At 59.6% G+C, this 25,503-nt stretch carries 29 protein-coding genes; 13 read left to right on the top strand and 16 right to left on the bottom strand.

Annotated features, from left to right (window positions below):
- Positions 1–166: 166 nt before the first annotated feature.
- Positions 167–481 carry a co-chaperone GroES gene (groES, locus tag QA648_RS27185; RefSeq protein WP_104827297.1) on the top strand — a complete coding sequence of 105 codons (315 nt, stop codon included), beginning with the start codon at positions 167–169 and terminating at the stop codon, positions 479–481.
- 57 nt (positions 482–538) lie between these two features.
- Entirely contained in the window at positions 539–2,167 is a 1,629-nt protein-coding gene (groL, locus tag QA648_RS27180) for a chaperonin GroEL (RefSeq protein WP_283051850.1), read from the top strand.
- 157 nt (positions 2,168–2,324) lie between these two features.
- Here the strand turns inward: groL and QA648_RS27175 are convergent, their stop codons facing one another.
- The 9 genes from QA648_RS27175 to QA648_RS27135 form a co-directional block, all read right to left on the bottom strand.
- The gene (locus QA648_RS27175; RefSeq protein WP_181316012.1) at positions 2,325–2,498 is read right to left on the bottom strand and encodes a hypothetical protein; all 174 of its coding nucleotides are present in this window, start codon (positions 2,496–2,498) and stop codon (positions 2,325–2,327) included.
- Positions 2,499–2,668: 170 nt separating this feature from the next.
- Positions 2,669–3,001, bottom strand: coding sequence for a cytochrome C oxidase subunit IV family protein (locus QA648_RS27170; RefSeq protein WP_104827295.1), 333 nt, complete (start codon positions 2,999–3,001; stop codon positions 2,669–2,671).
- A gap of 10 nt (positions 3,002–3,011) precedes the next feature.
- The gene (locus QA648_RS27165) at positions 3,012–3,734 is read right to left on the bottom strand and encodes a heme-copper oxidase subunit III family protein (protein WP_260304258.1); all 723 of its coding nucleotides are present in this window, start codon (positions 3,732–3,734) and stop codon (positions 3,012–3,014) included.
- A 12-nt stretch (positions 3,735–3,746) separates the two neighbouring features.
- Positions 3,747–4,454 carry a cytochrome c oxidase subunit 3 gene (locus QA648_RS27160; RefSeq protein WP_283051848.1) on the bottom strand — a complete coding sequence of 236 codons (708 nt, stop codon included), beginning with the start codon at positions 4,452–4,454 and terminating at the stop codon, positions 3,747–3,749.
- Entirely contained in the window at positions 4,451–6,229 is a 1,779-nt protein-coding gene (locus tag QA648_RS27155) for a cytochrome c oxidase subunit I (RefSeq protein ID WP_283051846.1), read from the bottom strand. The genes QA648_RS27160 and QA648_RS27155 overlap by 4 nt, the downstream gene beginning before the upstream one ends.
- A gap of 55 nt (positions 6,230–6,284) precedes the next feature.
- Positions 6,285–7,100, bottom strand: a complete 816-nt coding sequence (locus tag QA648_RS27150) for a cytochrome c oxidase subunit II (protein ID WP_283051843.1) — start codon at positions 7,098–7,100, stop codon at positions 6,285–6,287.
- Positions 7,101–7,333: 233 nt separating this feature from the next.
- The gene (locus tag QA648_RS27145; RefSeq protein ID WP_283051841.1) at positions 7,334–7,720 is read right to left on the bottom strand and encodes a cytochrome c family protein; all 387 of its coding nucleotides are present in this window, start codon (positions 7,718–7,720) and stop codon (positions 7,334–7,336) included.
- Between the two features lie 103 nt (positions 7,721–7,823).
- On the bottom strand, positions 7,824–8,639 hold the full coding sequence (locus QA648_RS27140) for a DUF2189 domain-containing protein (protein WP_283051840.1): 816 nt from the start codon (positions 8,637–8,639) through the stop codon (positions 7,824–7,826).
- Positions 8,640–8,833: 194 nt separating this feature from the next.
- Positions 8,834–9,142: a hypothetical protein gene (locus tag QA648_RS27135; RefSeq protein WP_104827288.1), complete on the bottom strand. Its 309-nt coding sequence runs from the start codon at positions 9,140–9,142 to the stop codon at positions 8,834–8,836.
- A 254-nt stretch (positions 9,143–9,396) separates the two neighbouring features.
- Between QA648_RS27135 and QA648_RS27130 the strand changes: the two genes are divergently transcribed.
- From QA648_RS27130 to QA648_RS27110, 5 genes are all read left to right on the top strand, one after another.
- The gene (locus tag QA648_RS27130; RefSeq protein ID WP_283051838.1) at positions 9,397–9,846 is read left to right on the top strand and encodes an ester cyclase; all 450 of its coding nucleotides are present in this window, start codon (positions 9,397–9,399) and stop codon (positions 9,844–9,846) included.
- A gap of 132 nt (positions 9,847–9,978) precedes the next feature.
- The gene (gene ada, locus QA648_RS27125; RefSeq protein ID WP_283051836.1) at positions 9,979–11,070 is read left to right on the top strand and encodes a bifunctional DNA-binding transcriptional regulator/O6-methylguanine-DNA methyltransferase Ada; all 1,092 of its coding nucleotides are present in this window, start codon (positions 9,979–9,981) and stop codon (positions 11,068–11,070) included.
- Positions 11,071–11,154: 84 nt separating this feature from the next.
- Entirely contained in the window at positions 11,155–11,805 is a 651-nt protein-coding gene (locus QA648_RS27120) for a hypothetical protein (RefSeq protein WP_283051834.1), read from the top strand.
- A gap of 107 nt (positions 11,806–11,912) precedes the next feature.
- A complete protein-coding gene (locus QA648_RS27115) occupies positions 11,913–12,479 on the top strand; it encodes a methylated-DNA--[protein]-cysteine S-methyltransferase (protein WP_283051832.1) in 567 nt (188 codons plus the stop codon).
- Positions 12,476–13,225: a 2OG-Fe(II) oxygenase gene (locus tag QA648_RS27110; protein ID WP_283051830.1), complete on the top strand. Its 750-nt coding sequence runs from the start codon at positions 12,476–12,478 to the stop codon at positions 13,223–13,225. The genes QA648_RS27115 and QA648_RS27110 overlap by 4 nt, the downstream gene beginning before the upstream one ends.
- Positions 13,226–13,238: 13 nt before the next feature.
- Here QA648_RS27110 and ugpC read toward each other — a convergent pair whose 3' ends face one another.
- The 6 genes from ugpC to QA648_RS27080 form a co-directional block, all read right to left on the bottom strand.
- Positions 13,239–14,312 (bottom strand): sn-glycerol-3-phosphate ABC transporter ATP-binding protein UgpC, encoded by a 1,074-nt coding sequence (gene ugpC / locus QA648_RS27105; protein WP_283051829.1) that lies wholly within the window; start codon positions 14,310–14,312, stop codon positions 13,239–13,241.
- Positions 14,309–15,238 carry a PfkB family carbohydrate kinase gene (locus QA648_RS27100; RefSeq protein ID WP_260304246.1) on the bottom strand — a complete coding sequence of 310 codons (930 nt, stop codon included), beginning with the start codon at positions 15,236–15,238 and terminating at the stop codon, positions 14,309–14,311. The genes ugpC and QA648_RS27100 overlap by 4 nt, the downstream gene beginning before the upstream one ends.
- Positions 15,239–16,261, bottom strand: a complete 1,023-nt coding sequence (locus tag QA648_RS27095; RefSeq protein WP_283051827.1) for an SIS domain-containing protein — start codon at positions 16,259–16,261, stop codon at positions 15,239–15,241.
- Positions 16,258–17,103 carry a carbohydrate ABC transporter permease gene (locus QA648_RS27090; protein WP_283051825.1) on the bottom strand — a complete coding sequence of 282 codons (846 nt, stop codon included), beginning with the start codon at positions 17,101–17,103 and terminating at the stop codon, positions 16,258–16,260. The genes QA648_RS27095 and QA648_RS27090 overlap by 4 nt, the downstream gene beginning before the upstream one ends.
- Complete coding sequence (locus QA648_RS27085; protein ID WP_283051823.1) at positions 17,103–17,987, bottom strand: sugar ABC transporter permease; 885 nt, start codon at positions 17,985–17,987, stop codon at positions 17,103–17,105. Before QA648_RS27085 ends, QA648_RS27090 begins: the two co-directional genes overlap by 1 nt.
- A 75-nt stretch (positions 17,988–18,062) precedes the next feature.
- Positions 18,063–19,301: an extracellular solute-binding protein gene (locus QA648_RS27080; RefSeq protein WP_283051821.1), complete on the bottom strand. Its 1,239-nt coding sequence runs from the start codon at positions 19,299–19,301 to the stop codon at positions 18,063–18,065.
- Positions 19,302–19,522: 221 nt separating this feature from the next.
- Between QA648_RS27080 and QA648_RS27075 the strand changes: the two genes are divergently transcribed.
- Complete coding sequence (locus QA648_RS27075; RefSeq protein WP_283051820.1) at positions 19,523–20,722, top strand: ROK family transcriptional regulator; 1,200 nt, start codon at positions 19,523–19,525, stop codon at positions 20,720–20,722.
- Between the two features lie 116 nt (positions 20,723–20,838).
- Entirely contained in the window at positions 20,839–21,006 is a 168-nt protein-coding gene (locus QA648_RS27070) for a hypothetical protein (protein WP_260304240.1), read from the top strand.
- 107 nt (positions 21,007–21,113) lie between these two features.
- On the opposite strand, the gene QA648_RS27065 is transcribed toward QA648_RS27070, so the two are convergent.
- Positions 21,114–22,025, bottom strand: coding sequence for a hypothetical protein (locus tag QA648_RS27065; RefSeq protein WP_283054282.1), 912 nt, complete (start codon positions 22,023–22,025; stop codon positions 21,114–21,116).
- A gap of 316 nt (positions 22,026–22,341) precedes the next feature.
- On the opposite strand from QA648_RS27065, the gene queC reads away from it, so the two are divergent.
- The 4 genes from queC (at position 22,342) to QA648_RS27045 (ending at position 25,485) form a co-directional block, all read left to right on the top strand.
- Positions 22,342–23,052, top strand: coding sequence for a 7-cyano-7-deazaguanine synthase QueC (gene queC, locus QA648_RS27060; protein ID WP_283051817.1), 711 nt, complete (start codon positions 22,342–22,344; stop codon positions 23,050–23,052).
- A complete protein-coding gene (queD, locus tag QA648_RS27055; RefSeq protein WP_283051816.1) occupies positions 23,052–23,408 on the top strand; it encodes a 6-carboxytetrahydropterin synthase QueD in 357 nt (118 codons plus the stop codon). Before queC ends, queD begins: the two co-directional genes overlap by 1 nt.
- Positions 23,405–24,142, top strand: a complete 738-nt coding sequence (queE, locus tag QA648_RS27050) for a 7-carboxy-7-deazaguanine synthase QueE (RefSeq protein WP_283051814.1) — start codon at positions 23,405–23,407, stop codon at positions 24,140–24,142. The genes queD and queE overlap by 4 nt, the downstream gene beginning before the upstream one ends.
- A 302-nt stretch (positions 24,143–24,444) precedes the next feature.
- Positions 24,445–25,485, top strand: coding sequence for a FecR domain-containing protein (locus tag QA648_RS27045; RefSeq protein WP_283051812.1), 1,041 nt, complete (start codon positions 24,445–24,447; stop codon positions 25,483–25,485).
- Positions 25,486–25,503 lie beyond the last annotated feature (18 nt).

Genomic DNA, 25,503 nt, shown 5'->3' with positions numbered 1-25,503 from the left:
GCAGTCGAAGATATAGAGTGCTAAAATCTTGCTCGTCTCCTTGAAAACGCAATTTCCGGAGCCAGATCAAATTTCACCGGAAGCTGGAGGGCTTCGGCACCTATCCGGACGGTTGTCTGACCCGATCAAGGGGCATTGATCATCATTGTTTGCCATGGAGGAGAACATGACGTTCCGACCGCTTCACGATCGCATTCTCGTTCGCCGCGTCGAGTCTGAAGAAAAGACCAAGGGCGGCATCATCATCCCCGACACCGCCAAGGAGAAGCCGCAGGAAGGCGAAGTCATTGCCGTCGGTCCCGGGGCTCGCAATGAGGCCGGTCAGATCCAGCCGCTCGATGTCAAGGCGGGAGACCGCATCCTGTTCGGAAAATGGTCCGGCACCGAGATCAAGATCGACAATGAAGACCTGCTGATCATGAAGGAAAGCGACGTTTTAGGTATCATCGATGTCCAAGCGGCAGACCAGAGGGCCGCCTGAGCCGTTTTCTTTCAAGCATTAGTCAAAACTGTGCCGCCGCCTATGGAGGAGTAAAAAATGGCTGCCAAAGAAGTCAAATTTCACACCGATGCTCGTGAACGCATGATGAAGGGGGTGGATATTCTCGCCAATGCGGTCAAGGTGACGCTCGGTCCGAAGGGCCGTAACGTCGTCATCGACAAGTCCTTCGGCGCCCCGCGCATCACCAAGGATGGTGTCACCGTCGCCAAGGAAGTCGAACTGGAAGACAAGTTCGAAAACATGGGCGCCCAGATGCTGCGAGAAGTCGCCTCCAGAACAAGCGATATCGCCGGTGATGGCACGACGACCGCAACCGTTCTCGCCCAGGCCATCGTTCGCGAAGGCGCCAAGGCGGTCGCCTCAGGCATGAACCCGATGGACCTCAAGCGCGGTATCGACCTTGCCGTCGACGCCGTCGTCAAGGAACTGAAGACCAACGCCCGCAAGATATCCAACAATTCCGAGATCGTTCAGGTCGGCACCATCTCAGCCAATGGCGACCCGGAAATCGGGCGCTATCTCGCCCAAGCGATGGAAAAGGTCGGCAACGAAGGCGTCATCACCGTAGAAGAAGCCAAGACTGCGGAAACCGAACTCGAGGTCGTTGAAGGCATGCAGTTCGACCGCGGCTACCTCAGCCCCTACTTCGTGACCAACCCGGAAAAGATGCGGGTGGAGTTGGAAGATCCTTATATCCTGATCCACGAGAAGAAGCTCTCCAATCTTCAAGCCATGCTGCCGATCCTGGAAGCTGTGGTGCAATCGAGCAACCCGCTTCTGATCATTGCCGAGGATGTCGAAGGCGAAGCGCTTGCGACGCTCGTCGTCAACAAGCTGCGGGGCGGCCTGAAGATCGCCGCCGTCAAGGCTCCTGGCTTCGGTGATCGTCGCAAGGCCATGCTGGAAGACATTGCCATCCTGACGGGCGGCACGGTCATTTCCGAGGATCTCGGCATCAAGCTGGAAAGCGTCACGCTGAATATGCTCGGCCGTTCCAAGAAGGTGATGATCGAAAAGGAGAACACCACCATCATCGATGGAGCCGGAGCGAAGAGCGAGATCGAAGGGCGCGTCACGCAGATCCGTGCCCAGATCGAAGAAACCACCTCCGACTACGACCGCGAAAAGCTGCAGGAGCGCCTTGCCAAGCTCGCCGGCGGCGTCGCCGTCATCCGCGTCGGCGGCTCGACTGAAATCGAGGTGAGGGAAAAGAAGGATCGCGTCGACGACGCCTTGCATGCGACGCGCGCCGCCGTTGAGGAAGGTATCCTGCCAGGTGGTGGCGTGGCGCTGCTGCGCGCCGTCAAATCGCTCGACGGGCTGAAGGCAGAAAATGACGACCAGCGCGTCGGTGTCGAGATCGTCCGCCGCGCAATCGAAGCGCCTGTCCGCCAGATTGCCGAGAACTCCGGCGCTGAGGGCTCGATCATCGTCGGCAAGCTGCGCGAAAATGCCGATTTCTCGTTCGGCTGGAACGCTCAGACCAACGAATATGGCGACCTCTACGCCATGGGCGTGATCGACCCAGCCAAGGTGGTGCGCACGGCGCTACAGGATGCAGCCTCCATTGCGGGGCTATTGGTGACGACAGAAGCGATGATCGCAGAGAAGCCGAAGAAGGACTCCGCACCGGCCTTGCCCCCCGGCGCCGGAATGGACTTCTGAGAATTCCGAGGGTGGCTCGCCCGCTCGGGCGGGCCATCGTCGCGGAGATTGACGAAGACGCTCGGACAAACGTTTGGCTCTGTCCGGGACTTTGTATGCCTATGCTCTTGGCGCCTCGGGGAGGTTGGGCGCTATGCTGGTCTGACTTACAATGGAACTAGTTGCTTCCATCGTTCTTGCGCGCTTTGGCGCTGTCATTGCTGGATGACGAGATTGTCTTGCCGTCAGGCTGCTGACCAAAATAGGTTCCGCCTAGATGGCCACCGGCGCTGGTGTTTTTTACTTGTCGTTCGGCTCGCTTCTGGAGCTTGTGAACGTCGCTTTTGCTCATTTTTTGTCTCCATTGTTCAAGTCGTACGTTGGAACAACTGAGACAGGCGGGATGGGTTCCCCAGATTTTCGAGATCGAAATCTTCAAAAGGTTGTGCGAGGAAGGGCGAGAACCGGCAAGTCCGCTCCTCGCTACCGGCTCCACTATCGGCAATATGGCCGCTTCATCCCCTATTGGCCGGCGCCGAAAAAGGCGAGCCGGTTAAGCGCCGTATAGTGCGATTCCGATACCATCAGAGCGACGAAGACAAGCACCAGGACCGGCGGAACCAGGATGGCGTAGATCAACGCCAGCCGTTCCCAGGCCATGTGCATGAAGACGGCGACGATCAGCCCCGCCTTCAGGATCATGAACAGCAGGATCAGAAACCATCGGAAATAGCCCTGAATGCCGAGATAGTCGACGAGATAGGAGAAGGTGCTGAGGACGAAAAGCAGCCCCCAGACCACCATGTAAAGCCGTATCGGATGCTGCTGCCCGGAATGTGCCTGCGTCTGTGCCATGATGCCATCCTCACCACAGATAGAAGAATGCAAAAATAAAGACCCAGACCAGATCGACGAAGTGCCAATAAAGCCCCATGATCTCGACGATTTCATAATGGCCCTTGCGACTGGTGAAGAACCCGCGTCTTCCCTGATCGAAATCTCCCCGCCATACCTTGCGTGCCATGATCAGGAGAAAAAGGACGCCGATCGAGACGTGGGTGCCGTGAAAGCCGGTGATCATAAAAAAGGACGAACCGAACTGCGCCGCACCCCATGGGTTTCCCCAGGGGCGGACGCCCTCCGTAATCAGTTTGGTCCATTCGAATGCCTGCATTCCGACGAATGTCGCGCCAAGGGCCGCCGTCACCAGCATCAGCACGGCCGTCTTGCGGCGATCATGGCGGTATCCGAAGTTGACGGCCATGGCCATCGTGCCGCTGCTGCTGATGAGGACGAAGGTCATGATTGCGATCAGGATCAGCGGGATTTCCTGGCCGCCGATCTTGAGCGCGAAAACCTCGCTGGGATTGGGCCAGGGGACGTTGGTCGACATGCGCGCCGTCATGTAGGCCAGCAGAAAACACCCGAAAATGAAGGTGTCGCTCAGGAGGAAGATCCACATCATCGCCTTGCCCCAGGAGACGTTCTTGAACGCCCGCTGGTCCGATGACAGATCGGCCGCGACGCCGCGCAATCCCGCTGGCCGCAGAAGTGGATCGTGTACCGGTCTTTCTATGGATTCGGTCATCGTCGAAGCTCCTCAGGTGACCAATTGACGGCAGAGATCGGCGAAACTGTTTGCCCAGCCGGCGAAGAGCGCAAAAAGAACCAGCCAGACAACGAGCATGAAATGCCAGTAGATGGCGCAGAGATCCACGCTCAGGCGGATTCTCGCCGGCGCGCGGTTGGCGGCTTGGGCGCGGATTGTCGTCCGTCCGAGCACGAAAAGGCCGCCTAGAATGTGCAGGCCGTGCAGCCCGGTGATCATGTAGAAGAAACTGTTCGATGGGTTGTCCGCAAGGAAGTAGCCGGCCGCAACCAATTGCCGCCATGCCAGAAGCTGCCCGGCAAGGAAGAGCACAGCCAGCACGAACGCCACGGCTAGCGCCGTGTTCAGCATCTCGCTGCGCCCAAGACGGGCTTCGGTTTTTGCCCATTGCAGTGCGACGCTGCTGGCGGCAAGCGCGGCGGTATTCACCCAAAGCAGCCGAGGGATCGGGATGCTCCACCAATCGGAGCCGCTGAGGCGTGTAAGATAAGCGCTGATGAGGAGCGTGAACAAGGCGCCGACGACGGCGAGAAAGATGCCGAGGCCGACTTTCGCCGCTGTCGCCGGCGATCCCCGCATCTCCGGCGCATCGCCTGCCAAACCCGTCTCCAACCAGGGCTTCGAGGTCAGCCGCTGCCGCACCATCCACCAGGCGATGATGCCGAAAAGCCCAGCCATGAAGATGAGAATGGCGCTCATGATGGCGCCCTTTCGGGCAATCTGCTCGGCGCCGGCTGGTTCTGCGGCAGGAAGTCCTGATCCGCGCCGGGGACACTATAGTCATACGGCCAGCGGTAGACGATCGGCAGCTCCTTGCCCCAATTTCCGTGCGCAGGCGGCGTCTGCGGCGTCTGCCATTCCAATGTCGTTGCCCGCCACGGATTGCCGCCCGCCTGCCGGCCCCAGCGAAGGCTCCAGGCGAGATTGAACAGGAACAGAAGCTGAGCCGCGCCGACGATCAGTGCGGCGACAGTGATGAACATGTTCAGCGTATGCGCCGACGGTGGAATGAAGGCCGTTTCGCCCAGTTCGTAATAGCGGCGCGGCACGCCCATCAGGCCGAGATAGTGCATCGGGAAGAAGATCGCATAGGCGCCGAGGAAGGTGATCCAGAAGTGGATATGGCCCATCGTCACGTTCAGCATGCGCCCGGTGATTTTCGGATACCAATGATGGATTGCGCCAAAGATCACCAGGATCGGCGCGACCCCCATCACCATATGGAAATGGGCAACGACGAACATGGTGTCGGACAGCGGCACGTCGACGACGACATTGCCGAGAAAGAGGCCGGTCAGCCCGCCATTGATGAATGTGACGATAAAGGCCAGTGCAAACAGCATCGGCAATGTCAGATGAATATCGCCGCGCCAGAGGGTCAGCACCCAGTTATAGACCTTGATTGCCGTCGGAATGGCGATGATCAAGGTCGTGGTCGCGAAAAAGAACCCGAAGTTCGGATTCATTCCGCTGACATACATATGATGCGCCCATACGATAAAGCTCAGCGCGGCAATGATGACGATCGCCCAGACCATCATCCTGTAGCCGAAGATGTTCTTGCGCGCATGAGTGCTGATCAGGTCCGAGACGATGCCGAAGGCTGGGAGCGCGACGATATAGACTTCGGGGTGACCGAAGAACCAGAAGAGATGCTGGAACAAGATGGGGCTGCCGCCCGCTTGCTGCAACTGCTGGCCCATCTCGACGATGGCGGGCATGAAGAAGCTCGTACCGAGCAAGCGGTCGAACAGCATCATGACGGCGGCGACGAAAAGTGCCGGGAAGGCGAGCAGCGCCATCACGGTTGCGGTGAATATGCCCCATACCGTCAGGGGCATCCGCATCAGTGTCATGCCACGGGCGCGTCCCTGCAGCACGGTGACGACATAGTTCAGCCCGCCCATGGTAAAGCCGATGATGAAGAGGATCAGCGACGAGAGCATCAGGATGATGCCCCAGTCACGCCCTCCAGGCGTACCCGATAGAAGAGCCTGTGGCGGATACAGCGTCCAGCCGGCGCCGGTCGGCCCGCCGGGCGCGAAGAAACCGACGACCAGCACGATGACCGCAAGCAGATAGAGCCAGTAGCTCAGCATGTTCGCGTAAGGAAACACCATATCGCGGGCGCCGAGCATCAATGGGATCAGATAGTTGCCGAATCCGCCGAGGAACAGCGCCGTCAGCAGGTAGATCACCATGATCATGCCGTGCATGGTGATGAACTGATAATAATGCTCCGCGTCGATGAAGGAGAAATAGCCGGGAAAGCCGAGCTGCAGGCGCATCAGCCAGGACAGCACCAGCGCCACCATGCCGATCGAAATGGCGGTCAGGGAATACTGAATGGCGATGATCTTGGCATCCTGACTGAAGACATATCTCGTCCACCAGCTTTTCGGATGATAAAGCTCTACATCCTCGACTTCAGCGGGCTGGATGACCTGCTCGGTGCCGGACCCAATATCGACCATATTCCATCCTCCCTATTCCTTCGACGCGGCCTTCCTCCTCAAGTGCCGATGGCACTTACTTGGCCGCCGACTTTTCCACGGACGCTAGCGATTTCGCGAAAGTCGGCTGCTGCTGCAGCCAGGCTTGATAGGCGGTATCGGTATCGACGACGACCGTGCCGCGCATCTGCGGATGACCGACGCCACATAATTCCGCGCAGAGAACTTCGAAGGTTCCCGTCCGTGTTGGTGTGAACCAGTAATAGGTCACCGTGCCGGGGATCATGTCCATCTTGGCCCGGAATTCCGGTACGTAGAAATCGTGCAGAACGTCGATCGAACGCAGAAGCATCTTGACCGGCTTGCCGGCGGGTATGTGCAGCTCGCCACCTTCGACGATGACGTCGTCCAGTCCCGCGGGATCGCTCTTGTTCAAGCCGAGCGGATTGTCCGGCGTCACATCGCGCGTGTTCGCCCGCCCGAGCTTTCCGTCCGCGCCCGGCAGTCGGAAACTCCATTGCCATTGCTGACTGACGACTTCGACCTCGCTGGCATCGGGCGGCACCGTGACGAACTGTTTCCACACGAACAAGCCCGGCGCGAGCATTGCTGCCACGCCGATTGCCGTTCCGGCGGCGAGCCACCATTCCAACCGCTTGTTTTCGGGCTGGTATGCCGCCCGGTTTCCGGCGCGGTGCCTGAAGCGGAGCACGCAATAGGCGATAAACAACACGACGACCGTGAAAACCACGCCGGTGATCCAGAACGTGATGACGATCGTGTTGTCGATATAGCTCCAATTGGACGCGATCGGCGTCCACCACCAAGGGCTCAGCAGATGGAACCCGATCGATCCCACCACCAGCAGAACGAGAATCAATACGACAGCCATCGTCTCCTCCCTGACCCGGCCGCGAACGTTTCCACAATCTCATCGCGAAACGTTTTAGTATTATCTCATGAACAAATCACCCGGGCAATTGCGGCAAAGGTAGTGGTTGATCCAGCCGAACCGCACGCAGCATACCCACGCCGCGGACTGGAAGGGGACGTGCCATATTGAACCGAACTTCCGCCGATCCGACCGGCGACGCAGAAAACAGCTCGTCCATATCAGGCATCTCGCTATTTGGAGTATTGCTTCAGATAGGCGATCAGATTGGTAATCTCGGTATCGTCCTTCAGGCCGACGAAGGTCATTTTCGTGCCCTTCACCTTCGCCTGGGGGGCGTGCAAATAGTCGCGGAGCGTCGTCTCGCTCCACACCAGGCCGCCCTTGCCCGCCTCCTGCATGGCCGGCGAATAGGCGAAATTCGGGTGTGTTCCGGCCGTCCTGCCGAACAGGCCGTTCAGCGACGGGCCGACCTTGTTCTGATCCGTTTCGGCTACATGGCAGATGGCGCATTTCTTGAAGACGGTGGCGCCTGCCGTGGCATCACCCTCCTGCGCGAGGGCATCAAATGAAAAAGAAACGGCGAAAAGCAGACAGATCGGAAGAAAGTGGTAAGACATGGCAATCCTCATTCTCTTCATCGCTATCCCAACCAAGGCGACTGACATGTGGCAGCTCGCAACGGCTTGGAGGATGATGCCGGAGTAAATTTCCTTTGCGAATTCAAGGCGTGCGGTTCGGGTAGGCGGGGGCAATCAATTTTCGATACAGGTGCCAGGTCGAATGCCCGAGGATAGGCATGACGACTGCAAGGCCGGCAAAGATCGGGATGGTGCCGACGACGAGCAATGCCGCGACGATCAATCCCCAAAGGGCGACCGGTCCTGGATTGGCAAGGGTTGCGCGTATGCTTGCGTCGATGGCTGCAACAGCGCCGATATCCCGGTCCAGCAGCAACGGGAAGGTCACCACCGTCGTCGCCAAAACAATGATTGCGAAGATAAAACCGGCTAGGTTTCCCCACAGCATCAGCGAGAAACCGCGCGGGGTCGTCAGCACGTCCGATAAAAAAGTGGAGATCGAGGTCAGACCGGCCTCATCGAAGGTCATGGCGTAGATGAGCTGTGCGACGATCAGCCAGGCGACGAAAAGCACGAGCAACATGAGGCCGACCGCAATGATCGACGGCAGCGCCGGCGAGTGGCGAACCTCTAAGGCATGATGCCAGGAACTATCCAGTCCCTGCTCACGGCGTCGACTGATCTCGTAGAGACCGATGGCCGCGATCGGACCAATCAGCGCAAAGCCCGACATCAAGGGATAAAGCAGCGGCAGCAGGTCGGCACCGGAGCTCCACATGACCAGAAAGATGCCTGCTATCGGGTACATAAGACAGAGAAAAACATAATGGGATGGTTTCTCTCTGAAGTCATCAAGTCCCGACCTCAGTGCATCCATAAGGTCCGCGATACCAATCTTGCGGACCTCGGGGCGCGTAAATTCGCCCTTCGCACCGGCCATGACATGGAACGCCGCCATAGCACTCTCCTCCTCCACCACGATCCGGTTGGCGGTGCGAAGGCGCCCGGCAAATTTTACCGACACGTCAAACCGCAACCGGTAGTCTAGTTTTATCAAATCTAAATGCCTTTGTCGCCTATTCCTTAAATTAGATGTTCGTCATTTCTTGCAGCACTGGCGCGGCGACGATGCGTGCCGCTGCATGCGCCTAGTCACGGGCGCAGATCGGTGCTGGAGCGGCAGACCCAGATGGCGCAATTACGCTGGTCCCTCGACGGCACAGAGCTTCGTTCGCCGAAGCCGTTGCCAAGGCAAACATCGGAATTGGCAACGGCGCGATCATAAAGCAGGGCACCGGAACCCCGCGCCGACGGATATTGCAGGATGACCGAGCGGTTTGCCTGAACGAAGGATTGAATTTCGGAACACGACCTTGAGGCCGTTTGCAGCCGCTGGATAGCGGATGCCGGAGAGGCTGCGAAGATCGCGAATGCGACAAGCGTGGTGATTTGAGCTTTCATCTGCGTTCTCCCTCTGTAACAGGCGAACTTTCCCACCGATCCGGTCGGCCGGCACCCCGTTCCTTGCTTTCAAACTCAAGCATCTCTCTTTACGTGTCGTCTGTCATCATGCGCGGCCGTAAAGCACGCGTTGGACGGATTCGATTGCGGAGCAAGAACCGGAGTTTTGACGCTGGCGGATCGGCCTATCCCTTTGCTCAGGTCGTCGATCGAGATCGATGATCCCCAATGGATACATCAAAAAGGAACTTCACATGGGCAAAGAAGAGGACAACAAGGCCATCGTCGTGCGCTGGTTCACTGAATTCTGGGGTGAGACCTGCAACCTGTCCGTCGTCGCCGACCTCGCCGCACCGGACATGCTGTTGAAATATTCGCTGCATGAGCCGCGTCGCGGTCATGACGACATCAGGGACTTCATGATCGGTTTCCGCGCGGCATTCCCGGATCTCAATTTCTGGGGCACCGCCGACCTCATTGCCGAAGGCGACTATGTCGTCGGCCAGTGGGAAGGTGGCGGCACGCATACCGGTCCGGCGTTTTCCGACTTTCTGGTCGGATCGCTGCCGACTGCGACCGGACGCAAGATGCACTTCACCGGCACCACGATCCTGCGCATCGAGAATGGCAAGATCGCCGAGGAAATCGGCCTCGACGACGGTGTGACCGCGCTCACGCAGCTCGGCCTCATCAAGGTCGCCTGATGGCAGGTCGCCGCCCATTTTTCGGGCGGCGACCTTCGGATAATCTCCGCTCACGCAGGAATCGGGTGGCTGCGCGGTTCTTCCGCTGCCAAGAATGATGTTCTGACTCTGGATCGCACAGGGACGAACGACATGACCGTGATGCCCAGAAACCGGACAGCTTTTACACAAACGGCAGTGGCCGATGATCCGCGCTGGGCGCGTATCGTCGCCCGCGATCGAACCGCCGATGGCCATCTCTGGTATTCGGTGGCAACGACCGGTGTCTATTGCCGGCCCTCCTGTCCATCGCGAACCGCAAACCCCAAGAACGTGCAATTGCATGATTCACTCCAGGCCGCCAAAGCGACTGGCTTTCGCCCCTGCAAGCGATGCAAGCCGGATGGTCTTTCCTCAGACGGTGAGAATACCGCCATCATTGCGCGCGTTTGCCGATTGATCGAAGAGAGTGAGGAAGAACCGTCCTTGCACGAGCTCGCGGAGGCGGCCGGACGCAGCGCCAGCCATTTCCATCGGCTGTTCAAATCGGCAACCGGCCTGACGCCCAAGGACTACGCCTCGGCACACCGCGCGGCGAAAGTCCGTGAAGGCCTTGCGAACGGCAACAGCGTGACCGAGGCGATCTACGATGCCGGGTTCAATTCGAGCGGGCGTTTCTACGAAAAATCCACCGTTATGCTCGGAATGACGCCAACCCAGTATCGATCGGGAGGCGCCAACGAAGATATCCGCTTCGCGGTCGGTCAATCGTCGCTGGGCGCGATCCTAGTGGCGTCGAGCAGGAAAGGCGTGGCGGCCATTCTCCTCGGCAGCGACCCCGAGGCGATGGTGCGCAATCTTCAGGATCGTTTTCCCAACGCCAACCTGATTGGTGCGGACGGGGAGTACGAAGCCCTTGTGGCGCGTGTCGTCGGCCTGGTGGAGGCGCCAGGTCTTGGGATCGACTTGCCGCTCGACGTTCGCGGTACGGCATTTCAACAGCGGGTTTGGCAGGCGCTGCGGGAAATCCCGGTTGGCCGCACCGTCTCCTACATGGAAATCGCCCGCCGGATCGGTTCGCCCAAGGCGGTGCGGGCCGTCGCCGGAGCATGCGCGGCCAACAATTTGGCCGTCGCAATCCCATGCCATCGCGTGGTGCGGAACGATGGTTCGCTTTCCGGCTATGCCTGGGGCGTAGAGCGAAAACGCGTTCTGCTCGACCGTGAAGCGACCGAAGGCCGTTGAGAATCTGATGAGCATTTCTCCGCATCGCGGTGTCATGCGGCGATATCTCTGGCGCCCGCCGCGCGAGCGAGGCACTATTTTGACATGAGCGCTCCCCTTCAGAATCGCGTCACTCCCTTCGGCGATATCGTTGCGATTCCGCAACGAGGACTGTTCACGGGCAATCGCGGCATCATCCACGATCCGGCAACCAAAACGCTGCTGAACAAACGCTGGTCAAGCAAGGCATGGCTGGTTTGCACTTGCGAATACAAAGGCCGCCGCCGCGATGTCATGGCCAACAGGAGCTGGACCGAACTGTTCTTTCTGGACGAAGCGGTGGCGCTGGCCGCCGGTCATCGCCCGTGTTTCTTCTGCCGGCGTGATGCGGCCAAGGCATTTCGCGCGGCATGGGCCGGCGCGAGAGGGCAGGCTGAACCCTCGGTTGCCGTTATGGACGCTGTCCTGCACGGCGAACGCATGGACCGCAGGCGAAAACGGATCCATCCGCTTCCGGAGTCACTCCCCGACCTGCCGGACGGTACGGTTGTCGTCGCATCCGGTTCGGCCTGCATGATCGCCGGTGGCCACGCTTATCGCTGGACCGAGCATGGCTATGAGCCGCCGCAGGCGCTCAGGCACGCCGAGGGCATGTTGACGCCGCCGTCAACCTTCATGGCCCTCCAGGCCGGCTATCGGCCGATCCTTCATCCGATGATCGGGACATTGCGATCGGATCGGCACCACCGAAAATGAATTGTTTTTCCCACGGCCGAGAAACTTGCTGATTTGAAAGCAAGGACCGGAGTGAGGAGGAATGGCCGCGGCTCTATGGTCATCAGAAAGATCATGGAGTTAAGCCAATGAACGTCATCAACATGGAAACCGCCTCGCGGCCCAAGCTCTCGACGAAGAGCGTAGAAGCTTCAAACGATATCGCCTATTCGATCGGCGATAGCGCATTGGGCAAAATTCTCGTCGCTCGCAGCGCCCTCGGCGTCTGTGCTATCCTGGTCGCGTCGAATGGTGAGGAACTGACCGAGGATCTCGCCGCCTGCTTTCCGACGAGCAAACTGATCTCAAACGAAGCGCGCCTCCGCGACGATATCGACAAGGTTGTTCGGTTTGTCGCGAGACCGGATGCCGGGCTTGATCTGCCGCTCGACATGCGGCGCGGCACACCGTTCCAACGCCGGGTGTGGGATGCCCTTCGGGCAATCCCCTGCGGGGCCATAGTCACCTACGCCGCGCTTGCCCGGCGCATCGGTAAGCCGAAGGCCGTTCGCGCCGTCGCCAGTGCTTGCGCGGCAAACGCGATCGCCTTGGGCATAGCTTGCCATCGGGTCGCCCGCAGCAATGGCACGTTGTCCGGCTATCGCTGGGGCATCGAACGAAAGCGCGCGCTCATCGAGAAGGAAGCCAAGTCATGAATGCTCATTCGAAGCTCAATCCATCGGCCCCCGCGGCGCGGTCCGCAGAGGCGCGTGTCGCCGGGTATGACTGGCAGAAGCTATCAGAGGAGTTGAGCGGGTTTGGTTGCGCTGTCATGGAAAAGCTTTTGTCGCCCGAGGAGTGCCGGGAGATTGCCGGCCTTTATCCGCAGGAAGAGCGTTTTCGCAGCCATATTCACATGGCGCGGCATGGCTTCGGCAAAGGAGAATACCGCTATTTCAAATATCCGCTGCCCGATCTGCTTGGCGGTTTGCGCACCGCGCTTTATCCGCGGCTGGCCGAGGTTGCCAACGACTGGAACGGCCGCATGGGCATCGATCAGCGTTACCCCGCAGATCATGCGGACTTCCTCAAGCAATGTCATGATGCGGGCCAGACGCGGCCGACGCCGCTGCTGCTGCAATATGTCCCAGGCGATTTCAATTGTCTGCATCAGGATCTCTACGGCGACCTCGCATTCCCGCTGCAGGTGGCGATCCTGCTTTCCGAACCGGGAAGGGATTTTACAGGCGGTGAGTTCGTTTTGACGGAACAGCGTCCGCGGATGCAAAGTCGCGCCGAGGTGGTGCCGCTGCGCCAGGGTGACGCGGTCGCCTTCGCGGTCCACAATTGTCCGGTCCAGGGCTCCAAGGGGAATTACCGCGTCAACCTCCGGCACGGCGTCAGCCGTCTTCGTTCGGGCATGCGCCATACCGTCGGCATCATTTTTCACGATGCAAAATAGTGGTCCATCTGGCCTATCGAAGGCAGCTAAGACCCGTTTCCGCGTCGAAAAGATGTATCGCTTCATCGCCGAAGAATAGCGTGAGCTTGCCATTATGGTCGATTGGCGTGCGGGGAGGGAGGCAAGCCGTCAATCGCTGATCTCCGGCGATGGCGGTGACGACGAGTTCGGGGCCGGTCAACTCTGCAATCTCGGGCACGGCTTCGATCGATAACGCCGCTTGTTCCAGGCGCAATGCCTCCGGCCGTATGCCGAGAACAAGTTGTTGGCCCTCTTTGACTTTGCCTTTGAAGCGTTCGGGGAGCGGCAGGCAAGTGCCTGCGCCTTGCAACTGCAATCCTTCGGGGCGAACCGTGGTCTTCAAGAGGTTCATCGGCGGTACGCCGACGAAGGTTGCCACATAGAGCGTTGCGGGACTGTTGTAGATCTCCTCCGGCGTGCCCAATTGTTCGATCCGTCCGTCCCGCATGACGGCGATCCGGGTGGCGAGCGTCATTGCCTCGATCTGATCGTGGGTGACGTAGACCACCGTGGTCTTCAGCATCTGATGAAGACGCTTGAGTTCCGTGCGCATTTCCATGCGCAGCTTGGCGTCGAGGTTCGAAAGCGGCTCATCGAAAAGGAAGACTTCCGGCTTGCGCACGAGCGCGCGGCCGATCGCAACACGCTGCCGCTGGCCGCCGGAAAGCTGGCTTGGCTTGCGCTCCAGCAGATTTTCGATCTGAAGCAGTTTAGCAGCCTCGCGCACGGCCTTGTCGCGCTCTGCCGCCGGCACTTTGCGCATCTCAAGACCGAAGCCGATGTTGCGGTGGACCGTCAAGTTTGGATAGAGCGCATAGGATTGGAACACCATGGCGATATCGCGGTCCTTGGGATGCACGCCAAGTACCGAGCGCGTGCCAATCCGCACATCGCCGCTGGTCGCCTCGGCAAGACCGGCGATGATGTTCAGCAGCGTGGACTTGCCGCAGCCGGAAGAGCCGAGCAGCACCAGGAATTCGCCGCTTTCCAGCGCGATATCAATGCCCTTCAGCGTTTCGACCTGGCCGTATGTCTTGCGGATATTCTGGATCTCGAGCGCGCTCATCGTGCGGCCTCCTTGGTAGCCTTGAGCTCGCCATAGCTGCGGGGAAGGGTGGAAATGGCGCGCGATGCGACCTCCGTTCCCGCAGCTAAACAGGTGGAAAGCATCTCACCGCGGGCAAGCGCGGCCAGAAATGCAGCATTGAAGACGTCGCCGGCGCCGATCGTATCCACGACTTTCACCTGAGGTGCAGGGACCACAACGAGTGCGCCGTCTCTGCCGATGGCAATCGCGCCATCGGGGCCGCGTTTGACGACGACGATCGCTCCGTCCGGCATATGCGAGCGAAGATGGCGCGCGGCGTCTGCAGGGTCGTCCAGACCCGCGAGCGTGGTCGATTCCACCTCATTCAACAGGGCAATACCGCAGCGCGACAGCCAGCCGCGCGTGGCGGCGCAATTTTCATCCGTCCAGCCATCGAGCGGCCATCCGGTGTCGAGTGCGACCGTGATCCGGTGCTTGTCGGCCCAGGCGAACAATGCATCGTAATCCCCCGTCAGGTCGTCGGTCAGGAAGGGGCCGCAGAGAAGGACGTAACCGCCGGAAAGCGTTGATCCGTCAAGAACGGCAAAGACATCAGCAAGACTGAGACGTGGCAGGTGGCCGCGCGTCGTGAAGAACGTCCGCTCGCCGTCCGGATGGGTGATCCCAACCGAAAGCGTCGTGCCCTCTGGTCGCACCGGCCATTTCGCAGCCCGTTCGCCGAAGGCTTCGCTCAGCCAGCGGCCGAACTGATCATTGCCGACATTGGCCGCGATCTCGAAGTTGACGCCCATTCCTTCCCAGGCAAGCGCGCTATTCCCCGCCGCGCCGCCGACACGAAGCTCGTCATGGTCGACGATGATCTCGGTGCCCGCCTTCGGCCAAGGTGCGGCCGGCCCAAGGATCAAGTCGACATTGACATTGCCGATGACTGCAAGCGGCTTCATTCATTCACTCCGCGTAATTTTCGTCGAGCGGATGGGCGTACCGGCATTATCGACGCGGGCTTCGGCAAAGGCGATCATCAGCCGTTGCGCGACCGACAGCATGGCAAAGATTGCGGCAAGGCCGGTCGCCGGCTCGAAGCGAAGCGTCACTGCTCCCGGCACAGGCTCCTCGCCGGATGCATCAAAGACGACGGTCGACGCACCGGTTTCGACCGCGGAAACGATCATCGCAGTGACGAGGCCTGCCGTATTGTCGCGCCCGCGGAACAGGACGACGCCAATGTTTGGCCCGAGCATTTCCATCGGCCCGTGCCGAAGCTGTCCGCCTTCGAGCGAAAAGCACGGGCGGCGGGACAGCTCCGTCAAACCCAATGCAAGCGCTTCGGCGACGCCCTGCAATCTGCGACCGGACGTCACGATCGTTTCGACATTCGCGAGTGCGGCGAGTGCGGCCGCGATATTGATGTCCTGAGGCGCTTTCAGCACCGCAAGTGCGGCCGCCGGGTCTTCGCCAAGCGCGGCAAGGACGGCGAGATGCAGGGCGAAGGTGACGGTCAGGCTGCGGGTGGCGGCAAAGGCCAGTTCCGTGCCGCCCGCGCCGACCAAGGACGATGCAGCCTTTGCCAGGAAAGAGTTGCCTTCGAGCGTTAGCCCGAATGTCTCGTCCGTGCCGCCGGTCTCATTGAACCAACGAACCACTTCGGCGCTTTCGCCGGATTGGGAGGTTACGAAGATCGTCCGTCCCTCCAATGACAAGGGCTGGCCGAGCTGTTCGGAAAGCGGCGCTGCGATCGCATCGATACCCAAAGCGCGATAGAGTGGTTCCACCGCGCGATTGACGGCATGCGATCCTCCCATGCCGAGAAGCATGAGCTTACCCGTCTTCTGCAGCGAGGCGGCGGCCTTGGCGGCCATTTCGCCAGCGCCTTCGTAGGACGCGATGGCGTCCGCATGCTGGCGTGCCATTTCGCGATCGATCGCAACAAGCCCCGTCGGTCGTGTCTTTTGTCCGGTCATGGTCATCCCTTGACGCCGCCGCTTGTCAGCCCCGAGATCAGGGCACGTTGCATGACGAGACCGACCAGCACCGGCGGCAGGGCGGCAAGCACACCGGCGGTCGCAATCAGTCCGTAATCGGATACACGTCCGCCCGCCAAATCGGCGATGGCGACGGTCAGAGTCTTCGCACGCTGGTCCGAAGTGAAAAGCAGCGCATAGAAGAATTCATCCCAGGCCAGCAGAAACGCGAAGAGCGCCGATGTCGCGATGACCGGCATGGCAAGCGGCAGCGTGATGATCTTCAGCGTCTGGAACAGGCCGGCACCGTCGATCATGGCGGCGGATTCGATTTCTTTCGGAATGGAGTCAAATCCGGATTTCATTAGCCAGGTCGTGAACGGAGCGAGGATCGTGAGATAGACGAGCGCAAGTCCGAAGACGTTGTTGAGCATGCCGAGATAGGCAAGGCCCATATAGAGCGGCACGGCGAGCGCGACCGGCGGCAGCATGTAGGTGGCAATCACCAGGGAAAGCGACCAGCCGACGGACGGCGTGCGCGATACCGCCCAGCCCGCCGGAATGGCAAGCGCAATGGCCGCGATCGTTGCCATGCCCGCAATTTCGATGCTGTTGCGCAGCGAGGAGGTGAAGGCGGCGCCGGTGCTGTTCTCGATCGTCGAGAACAGCAGCCGATAACGGGAAAAATCGGCCGTTTGCGGCCACCAGCGTAGCGGTTTCGCTGCGAGATCAGCGGCCGGCGAGATGCTCATGACGAACAGCCAGAGGATCGGGGCGAGGATGACAGCGGCCAGCAGCACGGCCGCGACGTAGATGAAGATGGTGAAGATCGGGTTCCTGCGCTCCATCAGGCAGCACTCCCCACTGTCTTGCGCACCAATGCGGCATAGCCGGCGGCGAGCACGGTCACCAGCAGCGTTACCATCAGCGCCAGCGACGCGCCGGACCCGGCCCGCTGAAAGGAGAAAGCCTCCTGATAGACCAGGATCGACAATGTGCGCGTGCTATTTGCCGGGCCGCCGCGCGTCATGACCCAGATGATATCGAAGACCTTGAAGGCTTCGATGGTTCGCAGCACCAGCGCCACCATCAGCGGTCCCGCGAGATAGGGCAGGATCACAAAGCGAAAGCGGGCGATCGGTCCGGCGCCGTCGACCAGCGAGGCGGCGGTGATATCGCGCGGAACCGCCTGCAGCGCCGCCAGTGCAATCAGCGCGACGAGAGGAAAGTTCTTCCAGCAATCGGCGACGATCAATGCCGAAAGTGCGGTGCCGGGCTCTCCCAGCCAGGAGCGATAGGCGTCGATCAGGCCGAGCTGCGTCAGCGCTGCGTTCAGTGCGCCATATTCCGGATTATAGATCAGCCGCCAGAGTGTCGCGTTCACGACGGTCGGCAGAGCCCACGGCAGGATCATCAGAGCGCGCAACGCGGTGCGGCCGTGGAATTCCTGATTGAGCAGCAAGGCGGCAAGCACGCCGATCACCATCTCGGCGGCAACGGAAATGATCGCAAACAAGGCGGTCGTGACGAGGGTTCGCTGGAAGTTCGAACCGGAGATCATCTTCGTGTAGTTATCGATCCCGACGAAATTGCCTTCTGTGCCGACGAGCTTGGCATCGGTGAAGGAGAGACGGACGGTATCCACCAGGGGCCATCCGATGACAGCGATCATCACCACGAGGAGCGGCAGCATCAAAAGCCACGCGCGGGTTGTCATCCAGGTGCCGGACATTTTTAGGCCACCCTTTTTATTTGTCGGACTGGATCGGAAACGGGCGGCGCTTTGCGTCGCCCGTTGGCGGCGACCTTAGAGGCCGCTGTTATCGGCAGCCGATTTCAGAGCATCTTCCGGCGAGGACTGGCCGAGCAGCGATTCCTGGATCGCCTGCTGCAGTGCTGTCGAAAGCTCCTGATATTTCGGCGTCGTCGGGCGCGGGTACATGGCTGCAAGGCCGACCTTTGCCGCCGCGATGAGTTCTTCCTGACCCTTGGTGACAGCCGGATCCGTATATGAGGATGCCCAGATCGGCAGGCTGAGCTTGGCGTACTGGTTCTGGGTCGCCTGAGAGGTCATGAAGCTGATGTATTTCCAGGCTTCGTCCGGATGCTTGCTCGCGGAGGTGATGCCGAGCCCCATCGAACCGTTCACGGCAGAGGCTTCGCTCTTACCTGCAACGCCCGGCGCCGGTACGACACCGACCTTGCCGGCCACTTTGCTGTCCTTTGGATCGTTCGCCATGTTGTACATGTAGGTCCAATTCAGCGCGAAAGCGGCGTCGCCGTTTTCGAAGACCTTGCGGACATCTTCCTCCAGGAATTCCTTGGAGTTCGGATTGGTAAGCCCGGACTTGTAGCTCGAAACCATGTATTTCAGGGCGTCAAGGCCGCCACCGGTCTGGAAGGCCGGCTTGCCGTCCTTCAGGAAATCACCCTTATAGGCGCTGACGAGTGTGGTGTAGTCGCAGATCGCGGCTTCGGCCTGCGACCAGCTCCAGGCGATCGGCGTTGCGAGCAGGCCCTTGTCCTTGATGGCCTTTGCCTGTTCGGTCAGCTCGTCCCAGGTTTTCGGTGGGGCCTTGATGCCGGCCTTTTCAAGGATTTCCTTGTTGTAGAACAGATATTTCGTATCGAGAATCCACGGCATGCCGAAATATTTTCTGTCGTACTGAACGGTGGTCCAGGCGCCGGGCAGCACGCCCTTCTTCATGTCGTCGGTAATGCGCGAGGACACGTCGACGAGCACTTTGTTCGTCGCGTATTCCGCCGGCCAGATCACGTCGAAGAGGACGACGTCATAGCCGCCGCCGGAGCCCTGTGCCAGCACGGTCTTGTCGTGCAGGCCCTCATAGGGAACGAATTCGAGATTGACCTTGATATCGGGATTAGCCTTGGTGAAGGCATCGGTCATGGCGCGCACGTCGGCTTCGCTATAGGCGGCCTGGGCCATGAAAAGTGCGTTGATCGTCGTTTCGGCAAATGCATGCGATGCGAAGGATGCGCCGATCAGCGCGGCTCCGAACAACGTCTTGCTTATGGATTTCAACATTCCACCCTCCAGTTTTTGACTGTCACGTCGTTTCCGATGGCGGCTTGCGTCGCGATCGGTTGTTGAGAAGGCAGCCGGTGTCGGATGCCTGATCTCTTCGGATCATCGTCGAGCCTTTATCGGCCCTTTGTTCCCACGAAACTCTCCGGTTTCTTATTAAGTCAATTGTCTTGACTTAATTACTTCTTCAATATTCTACTGGTGTCAAGAGGGAATTGCACATGAACGATACGCGCCCGATCCGCGCCAAGAGCGGCACCAATCATGAAGGCACCAGCGCCCATAACCGGCGAGTTATGATCGATGCATTGCGCATCAATGGAGCGCTTTCACGGGCGGATCTGGCGCGCGCGACGCGGCTGACGAAGCAGACGGTTTCCAACATCATCGACGAACTGGAACGCGACGGCCTAGTGACATCGCAGCAGACGGTGCGCAGGGGGCGTGGGCAGCCGTCGACGCCCTATGCTCTGGTCCCGGAAGGTGCATTTGCGATCGGCCTGCAAATCGACCGGCACATGACGAGAGCAATTGCCGTCGATCTCATCGGAAATGTGTTGATCCGTCTGGAGGCGAAGCTTCCCTCGGGTGGACCGGCGACGGGCGCCAAGGTCATCCTCGACCTTGTTGCTGATGTCCGGCAGCGACTGGCGGAGGTTGCGACGCAATCCGAGCAGCGGTTGGTCGGCCTCGGTGCGGCGATGCCAGGCCCCTTCGGCCTAGCCGGCAACGGCGACGATCCCTGGATGATGGAGGCATGGCAGAAGTTTCCGTTGCTTGAAACCCTCGCCGTCGGCACCGGCCTTGACGTCAGTATCCAAAACGACGCCGCCGCGGCGACGATTGCCGAACGAATGGTCGGCGCGGCGCACGGGCTGGATCACGCGGTTTGCCTCTATGTCGGCTACGGCATCGGTGCCGGCCTCATTCTTGGCGGCGAGCTCTATACTGGCGCGAACGGCAATGCCGGCGAAATCGGGATGGCCTTGCTTACGGTCGGAGGCAAGTCGACCCCGCTCGAGCATCGCGCGTCGCTCGCTTCACTCTATCAATATCTGTCTCTCGATCCGGCCGATCCGAATCTTTATGCCAAGATCCATGATCTGGTATCGGCCGATGATCGCAGGATCGTTGAATGGATCGAAGCAGCCGCCTACGATCTCAGATGGAGCGTGCATTTGATCGAAACCATCTTCGATCCGCAGACCGTCATCTTATGCGGCAGCGCACCGCGCATTTTGGTGGACCGGCTCATTGCGGCCATGGGGCCGTTGCTGCCATCGATCGCCGAGCGTCGGGATCGTACGGTTGCGCGCCTGCAGATCGGGATGGCCGACCCTTGGTCCGTCGCACTCGGAGCAGCCGCCGGACCGATCAGCCGGGAATTCGATCCCCGCTATGCTGCAATTTTGAAAGACTAAGCATCCACAGCTTTAATCGATTAAAATAAATTCAATCGTTTAAACTTTTTAATGCTGTGATTTACAAAGCATTTCTCCCGTGGCATTCAAAGATCATCAACGTCAGGGAGAACTCGATGCAAGAGCGTGAAACGGTGCGGAAGGAAATACCCGTGCATGTGGTCGATCGTCTGGAAAACGAGTGGCGGGTGATGCAGGCCGAGCGCTCGCCGAAGCTCGAGCCGGAGATTGAGGGAGCCGATAAGATCGCCTCCGCACCGGCCAACGGCCTCAGCACACGCTAAGCACCACCGCGCATAGCTGCGTCGATCCTCAGGGTGGGCAGACTCCATCTTAAATGCTTTGCGCTTGGGATCCGAACCGGTCGGGTCCCGTTTGGCCTCCCATTCCTCTATGCGGACTTTGCGAGCGCATAAGAAAGAGGCTCTTCGTCAGACAGAGCTGAATGATCCGGCTGGTCGAGGACCGCTTGGCTGACGGTGTCGACGATCGCGTATTTCTCGGCCTGATAGTTCCAGTATTCCGAGACGAAGTTTCGGGAGAGCCAGAAGCTGCTTTTGCCCGGAGCGCCGGCCCAGCCGACGCTTCCGAGTTCTGTCGCCTGCTTCAAGAGCCGCTTCAGGTGAGTACTCGAAATCATGAACTGGCTCTGGATGACCTTCGGCGAGATGGGGTCGATCAGGACCCTGTCTGAGCCTGGATCAATCTTGCTGATTCGGGAGATGAGATAGTCCATCACCACGCCGCCGGAGGTCGCCCAGTTGAACAGAGCGAAAGTTACTCCGGGATTCTGCAGGCTTTCGCTATCCAGGATCATCTTGGCGATCTTCGGCTGCATTCGCAGCACCGAAGCGGGATCGGCGGTCGTCCTCGCCATCCTGTCGCCGCCGTCCAGGGCATCCAGAACCAGCAGATGCGTGTAGATCCAGCGGGCCATGTATTCGCGGGTCGTTTCGGTGGGCTCAAGCAAGATGATGCGGCGGTCGGAACCGCCGGCGATCGGCCGAACGAAGCGGTAAGCAATCATTTCCTTCAGGAATGCCGCCGCCGTATTGCGGCTTGCAAGCTTATGCTTGACCGCGAAATCGACAAACCTGCCGGTGTAGAGCGCCGGGGTGGGATCATCCGGATAGCCGAGAAAGAGAGCATAGCCAGCATGCGCCAGAAGCCATCTTTGCTGCGCGGCAAAGATCGAGGCTATGCGCGGATTCTCATCGTAGATCGCCATCAGTTCATGCGCGCTATGCAATATAGCGGACAGAAAATGTTCATTTTGACTGAGTTCTTTTGCCGTGAAGGCCATAAGTGCCAACATTCTTTCAATAATTCAGGATCGGCCGGATCATCGGCTCGATATTTAATTAATGGTATTCTTTAAATACCAAAGTTTTGTTTGGCTTGTCGACCGCGAAGCAGGCGTCGAAAACCAGGGGGCGGTCAACTCTGCGCGAGCATTATGTCGGCATCCGCCAATGCAAGGGCCGTCATATTGCGATCTTATCGGAATGATCGAGCTGCCTTGCTTCTTGCGGGATGTGCTGCTAGTGACCCCCGCATAGCTTTGAAAGGCTCAGATATCCGGTCGCAGCCCACCCGGTCAAAACAAGGGACCTCAAATTATGAAGACTATCGTCATCTGCTCCGGCGGATTGGACTCCGTTTCGCTCGCCCACAAAATCGCAGCGGAACATCAACTCATCGGCCTCGTCTCGTTCGACTATGGCCAGCGGCATCGTAAGGAGCTGGATTTCGCTGCCGCCTGTGCCCAGCGGCTTGGCGTGCCGCACCACGTCATCGATATAACAACCATCGGCAGGCACCTGACCGGATCGGCCTTGACGGATAATGTCGAGGTGCCGGACGGACACTATGCCGAGGAAACGATGAAGGCGACGGTGGTTCCGAACCGCAACGCCATTATGCTCGCCATCGCCTTCGGCCTTGCCGCCGCGCAGAAAGCGGATGCCGTCGCCGTTGCCGTTCATGGCGGCGATCATTTCATCTATCCGGATTGCCGGCCGGGCTTCATCGACGCGTTTCAGCAGATGCAAAACCATGCCTTGGATGGCTACGCCAGCGTTTCGCTCTATGCGCCCTATGTCACCGTCTCCAAGGCCGACATCGTGACTGACGGCGCGAAGAACGGCACGCCGTTTGCCGAGACTTGGTCTTGCTACAAGGGCGGCATTCGTCACTGCGGCCGCTGCGGCACCTGCGTCGAACGGCGCGAAGCCTTCCATCTCGCCGGTGTCGAAGATCCGACAGAATATGACGATCCAGACTTCTGGGTGGCGGCGACGGCAGGCTACTCGGCCGAGGAGGTGAAGTAATGTTCCGCATCACCAAGCAATTTCACTTCTCAGCCTCGCACCAGCTCACCCACCTTCCTGCCGATCATCAATGTGCCCGGCTACATGGGCACAATTATATCGTCGAGGTAGAGCTTTCGGCTGCCGAGCTCGATGCCGACGGATTCGTCCGCGACTATCATGAGCTTGCGCCACTGAAGCGCTACATCGACGAGCATTTCGACCATCGCCATCTGAACGAGGTTCTCGGCCATGACCGCGTGACGTCGGAATATCTGGCCAAGCATTTCTACGACTGGTGCAAGCAGCGCCTGCCCGAAATTTCGGCGGTGCGCATCAGCGAGACGCCGAAGACCTGGGCGGAATACCGGCCATGAGCGAGGCGCGTGAAACCACGATCCGCGTCAGCGAGATATTCGGGCCGACAATCCAGGGCGAGGGGATATTGATCGGGCTTCCGACCGTGTTCGTCCGGACCGGGGGGTGCGATTACCGCTGTTCGTGGTGTGATACGCTGCATGCGGTAGATAGCGAATATCGCGATCAATGGCAGCCGATGTCGGTTGACGAGATCTGGCAGGAGGTGACCCGGCTTTCCGGAGACAAGCCGCTAACGGTTTCGCTTTCGGGCGGCAATCCCGCGATCCAGCCGCTCGGGCCGCTGATCGCTCGCGGCCATGATCAAGGCTACAGGTTTGCGCTGGAAACGCAGGCGAGCATCGCGAAGGACTGGTTCGCCGATCTCGACCTGCTGGTACTAAGCCCGAAGCCGCCTTCGAGCGGCATGGTGACGGATTGGGATGCGCTTGCCGACTGTCTCCGTCAGGCGGGGGCGAGGCCGCAGATTGCCTTGAAAATCGTTGTTTTCGATGACCGCGATTATGCTTATGCGCGCGATGCTGCCGCTCGTTTTCCGCACCTGCCGGTCTATCTGCAGCCCGGCAACCATACGCCACCTCCGCCTGAAGCGGATGACGCATCGATCGATATCGAGGGCATCATGGATCGAATGCGCTGGCTGGTGGACAAGGTGACGCACGACAGATGGTTCGAAGCTCGGGTTCTGCCGCAGTTGCATGTCCTGCTTTGGGGGAACAAACGCGGCGTTTAGTGCCGGCTCTGTTGGGCGCGCAGAGGCGGTATTGCCTAGAATCGGTCGAGCCCGGCAATCGGGGTATAGTACCGGTCTCCCCAGGTGAGCGCTGCTGAAGAATTCGGCTAGCCGCATCATCGGATAGGTTGTGTATAATCTTTTCCACGAAGATTAGGCGAGAATATCAGCGGTAGATTTCGCCCGATTTTTGGCCAAAAATAACCCGTCAATAATTCAGGCTATGCCGATTATACTCAGAAAGGATGATGGGACGTTCGAGATTATCCTATGGTAAAACATAGATAATCTTGGAGGGTCGGATGTTGTATCCGCGTGACACCGTGATCGCTGTACTGGGCGTCATGCTGCTCGCGCCCTTGCCTTCGAGAGCCGCCGAGAAGGTCGGCCAGGCGGTGCTGATCAAAACCGAGGTCACGGGCCAAGGCGGCCCGATGGAGGTCGATGATCCCGTCCACCGGGACGAGCAAATTCGCACCTCCCTCTCCGGCCTTGGACAGTTCACATTTCGGGATGGTACGAAACTGGCTGTTGGAGCCGGCTCGTCTGTCGTCATCGACAAATTCGTCTTCGATGACTCGGGCTCGGTCAAAAAGCTGACCGTAAATGCGGCGAAGGGCACTTTTCGCTGGATGAGCGGAAATTCGAACCATTCGGCCTATCAGATCGTGACTCCCGCCGGTACGATCGGCGTGCGCGGGACGGTATTTGATTTCTATGTCGGCTCCAACGGCACGACGGCGGTCGTTCTGTTGAGTGGCGCGGCGCAGTTCTGCGGTGCGGGCGGCTGCAGGCAGTTGAAGCAGCAATGCGACTGCGTCGTTGCCAAACGCAACGGTGAGATCAGCGATCCGCGCCGGGTCAACCGCGACGTTCTCAAGACGCTAGGCAATCAGCGAGCCTTGCCGTTCCTCTCCGGCGATCAACAGCTTTCAGGACGAATGGGCTTTGTCGGCGGCGGCGGATGCGGCCTGTCGACGGCGATGAAAGATCGGCCCAACGGCATATCGCCGCGCAGCGTTCCCGCGAATAATCCCGCTCCGGCACAGCCCAATACGCCCAGCGCACCGAGCCCGCGGGCCGAGGCGCCGGCTGCGCCAAGTACGCCCGAAACACCCAGCACGCCGAACACTCCAGACCCGCCAAGCACACCTGACAAGCCGGGTAAACCTCACGAGCATGACAGGGACGACGGCAAGCATCACGGTCACCACGATCATCACGGCAAAGGCGACCACGGATGGGGTGATCACAGCCGAGGCGACCAGGACGACGATGGCGATGATGATGGCGGCGACCACGGCGATCATGGCGATCACGGCGGCGGGCATCACCATCGGTAGCGCAGACGGTGTTGCGGG

The organism is Rhizobium sp. CB3171, from assembly GCF_029714265.1.
Classification (GTDB): domain Bacteria; phylum Pseudomonadota; class Alphaproteobacteria; order Rhizobiales; family Rhizobiaceae; genus Rhizobium.
The sequence above is the reverse complement of the archived record's forward strand: the minus strand, read 5'-3'. Positions and strand labels throughout refer to the sequence as shown.

Excerpts from the sequence above, each read along its gene's own strand:
- groES (WP_104827297.1), top strand. The coding sequence starts at position 167 with ATGACGTTCCGACCGCTTCACGATCGCATTCTCGTTCGCCGCGTCGAG.
- groL (WP_283051850.1), top strand. The coding sequence starts at position 539 with ATGGCTGCCAAAGAAGTCAAATTTCACACCGATGCTCGTGAACGCATG.
- QA648_RS27175 (WP_181316012.1), bottom strand. The coding sequence starts at position 2,498 with ATGAGCAAAAGCGACGTTCACAAGCTCCAGAAGCGAGCCGAACGACAA.
- QA648_RS27170 (WP_104827295.1), bottom strand. The coding sequence starts at position 3,001 with ATGGCACAGACGCAGGCACATTCCGGGCAGCAGCATCCGATACGGCTT.
- QA648_RS27165 (WP_260304258.1), bottom strand. The coding sequence starts at position 3,734 with ATGACCGAATCCATAGAAAGACCGGTACACGATCCACTTCTGCGGCCA.
- QA648_RS27160 (WP_283051848.1), bottom strand. The coding sequence starts at position 4,454 with ATGAGCGCCATTCTCATCTTCATGGCTGGGCTTTTCGGCATCATCGCC.
- QA648_RS27155 (WP_283051846.1), bottom strand. The coding sequence starts at position 6,229 with ATGGTCGATATTGGGTCCGGCACCGAGCAGGTCATCCAGCCCGCTGAA.
- QA648_RS27150 (WP_283051843.1), bottom strand. The coding sequence starts at position 7,100 with ATGGCTGTCGTATTGATTCTCGTTCTGCTGGTGGTGGGATCGATCGGG.
- QA648_RS27145 (WP_283051841.1), bottom strand. The coding sequence starts at position 7,720 with ATGTCTTACCACTTTCTTCCGATCTGTCTGCTTTTCGCCGTTTCTTTT.
- QA648_RS27140 (WP_283051840.1), bottom strand. The coding sequence starts at position 8,639 with ATGGCGGCGTTCCATGTCATGGCCGGTGCGAAGGGCGAATTTACGCGC.
- QA648_RS27135 (WP_104827288.1), bottom strand. The coding sequence starts at position 9,142 with ATGAAAGCTCAAATCACCACGCTTGTCGCATTCGCGATCTTCGCAGCC.
- QA648_RS27130 (WP_283051838.1), top strand. The coding sequence starts at position 9,397 with ATGGGCAAAGAAGAGGACAACAAGGCCATCGTCGTGCGCTGGTTCACT.
- ada (WP_283051836.1), top strand. The coding sequence starts at position 9,979 with ATGACCGTGATGCCCAGAAACCGGACAGCTTTTACACAAACGGCAGTG.
- QA648_RS27120 (WP_283051834.1), top strand. The coding sequence starts at position 11,155 with ATGAGCGCTCCCCTTCAGAATCGCGTCACTCCCTTCGGCGATATCGTT.
- QA648_RS27115 (WP_283051832.1), top strand. The coding sequence starts at position 11,913 with ATGAACGTCATCAACATGGAAACCGCCTCGCGGCCCAAGCTCTCGACG.
- QA648_RS27110 (WP_283051830.1), top strand. The coding sequence starts at position 12,476 with ATGAATGCTCATTCGAAGCTCAATCCATCGGCCCCCGCGGCGCGGTCC.
- ugpC (WP_283051829.1), bottom strand. The coding sequence starts at position 14,312 with ATGAGCGCGCTCGAGATCCAGAATATCCGCAAGACATACGGCCAGGTC.
- QA648_RS27100 (WP_260304246.1), bottom strand. The coding sequence starts at position 15,238 with ATGAAGCCGCTTGCAGTCATCGGCAATGTCAATGTCGACTTGATCCTT.
- QA648_RS27095 (WP_283051827.1), bottom strand. The coding sequence starts at position 16,261 with ATGACCATGACCGGACAAAAGACACGACCGACGGGGCTTGTTGCGATC.
- QA648_RS27090 (WP_283051825.1), bottom strand. The coding sequence starts at position 17,103 with ATGGAGCGCAGGAACCCGATCTTCACCATCTTCATCTACGTCGCGGCC.
- QA648_RS27085 (WP_283051823.1), bottom strand. The coding sequence starts at position 17,987 with ATGTCCGGCACCTGGATGACAACCCGCGCGTGGCTTTTGATGCTGCCG.
- QA648_RS27080 (WP_283051821.1), bottom strand. The coding sequence starts at position 19,301 with ATGTTGAAATCCATAAGCAAGACGTTGTTCGGAGCCGCGCTGATCGGC.
- QA648_RS27075 (WP_283051820.1), top strand. The coding sequence starts at position 19,523 with ATGAACGATACGCGCCCGATCCGCGCCAAGAGCGGCACCAATCATGAA.
- QA648_RS27070 (WP_260304240.1), top strand. The coding sequence starts at position 20,839 with ATGCAAGAGCGTGAAACGGTGCGGAAGGAAATACCCGTGCATGTGGTC.
- QA648_RS27065 (WP_283054282.1), bottom strand. The coding sequence starts at position 22,025 with ATGGCCTTCACGGCAAAAGAACTCAGTCAAAATGAACATTTTCTGTCC.
- queC (WP_283051817.1), top strand. The coding sequence starts at position 22,342 with ATGAAGACTATCGTCATCTGCTCCGGCGGATTGGACTCCGTTTCGCTC.
- queD (WP_283051816.1), top strand. The coding sequence starts at position 23,052 with ATGTTCCGCATCACCAAGCAATTTCACTTCTCAGCCTCGCACCAGCTC.
- queE (WP_283051814.1), top strand. The coding sequence starts at position 23,405 with ATGAGCGAGGCGCGTGAAACCACGATCCGCGTCAGCGAGATATTCGGG.
- QA648_RS27045 (WP_283051812.1), top strand. The coding sequence starts at position 24,445 with ATGTTGTATCCGCGTGACACCGTGATCGCTGTACTGGGCGTCATGCTG.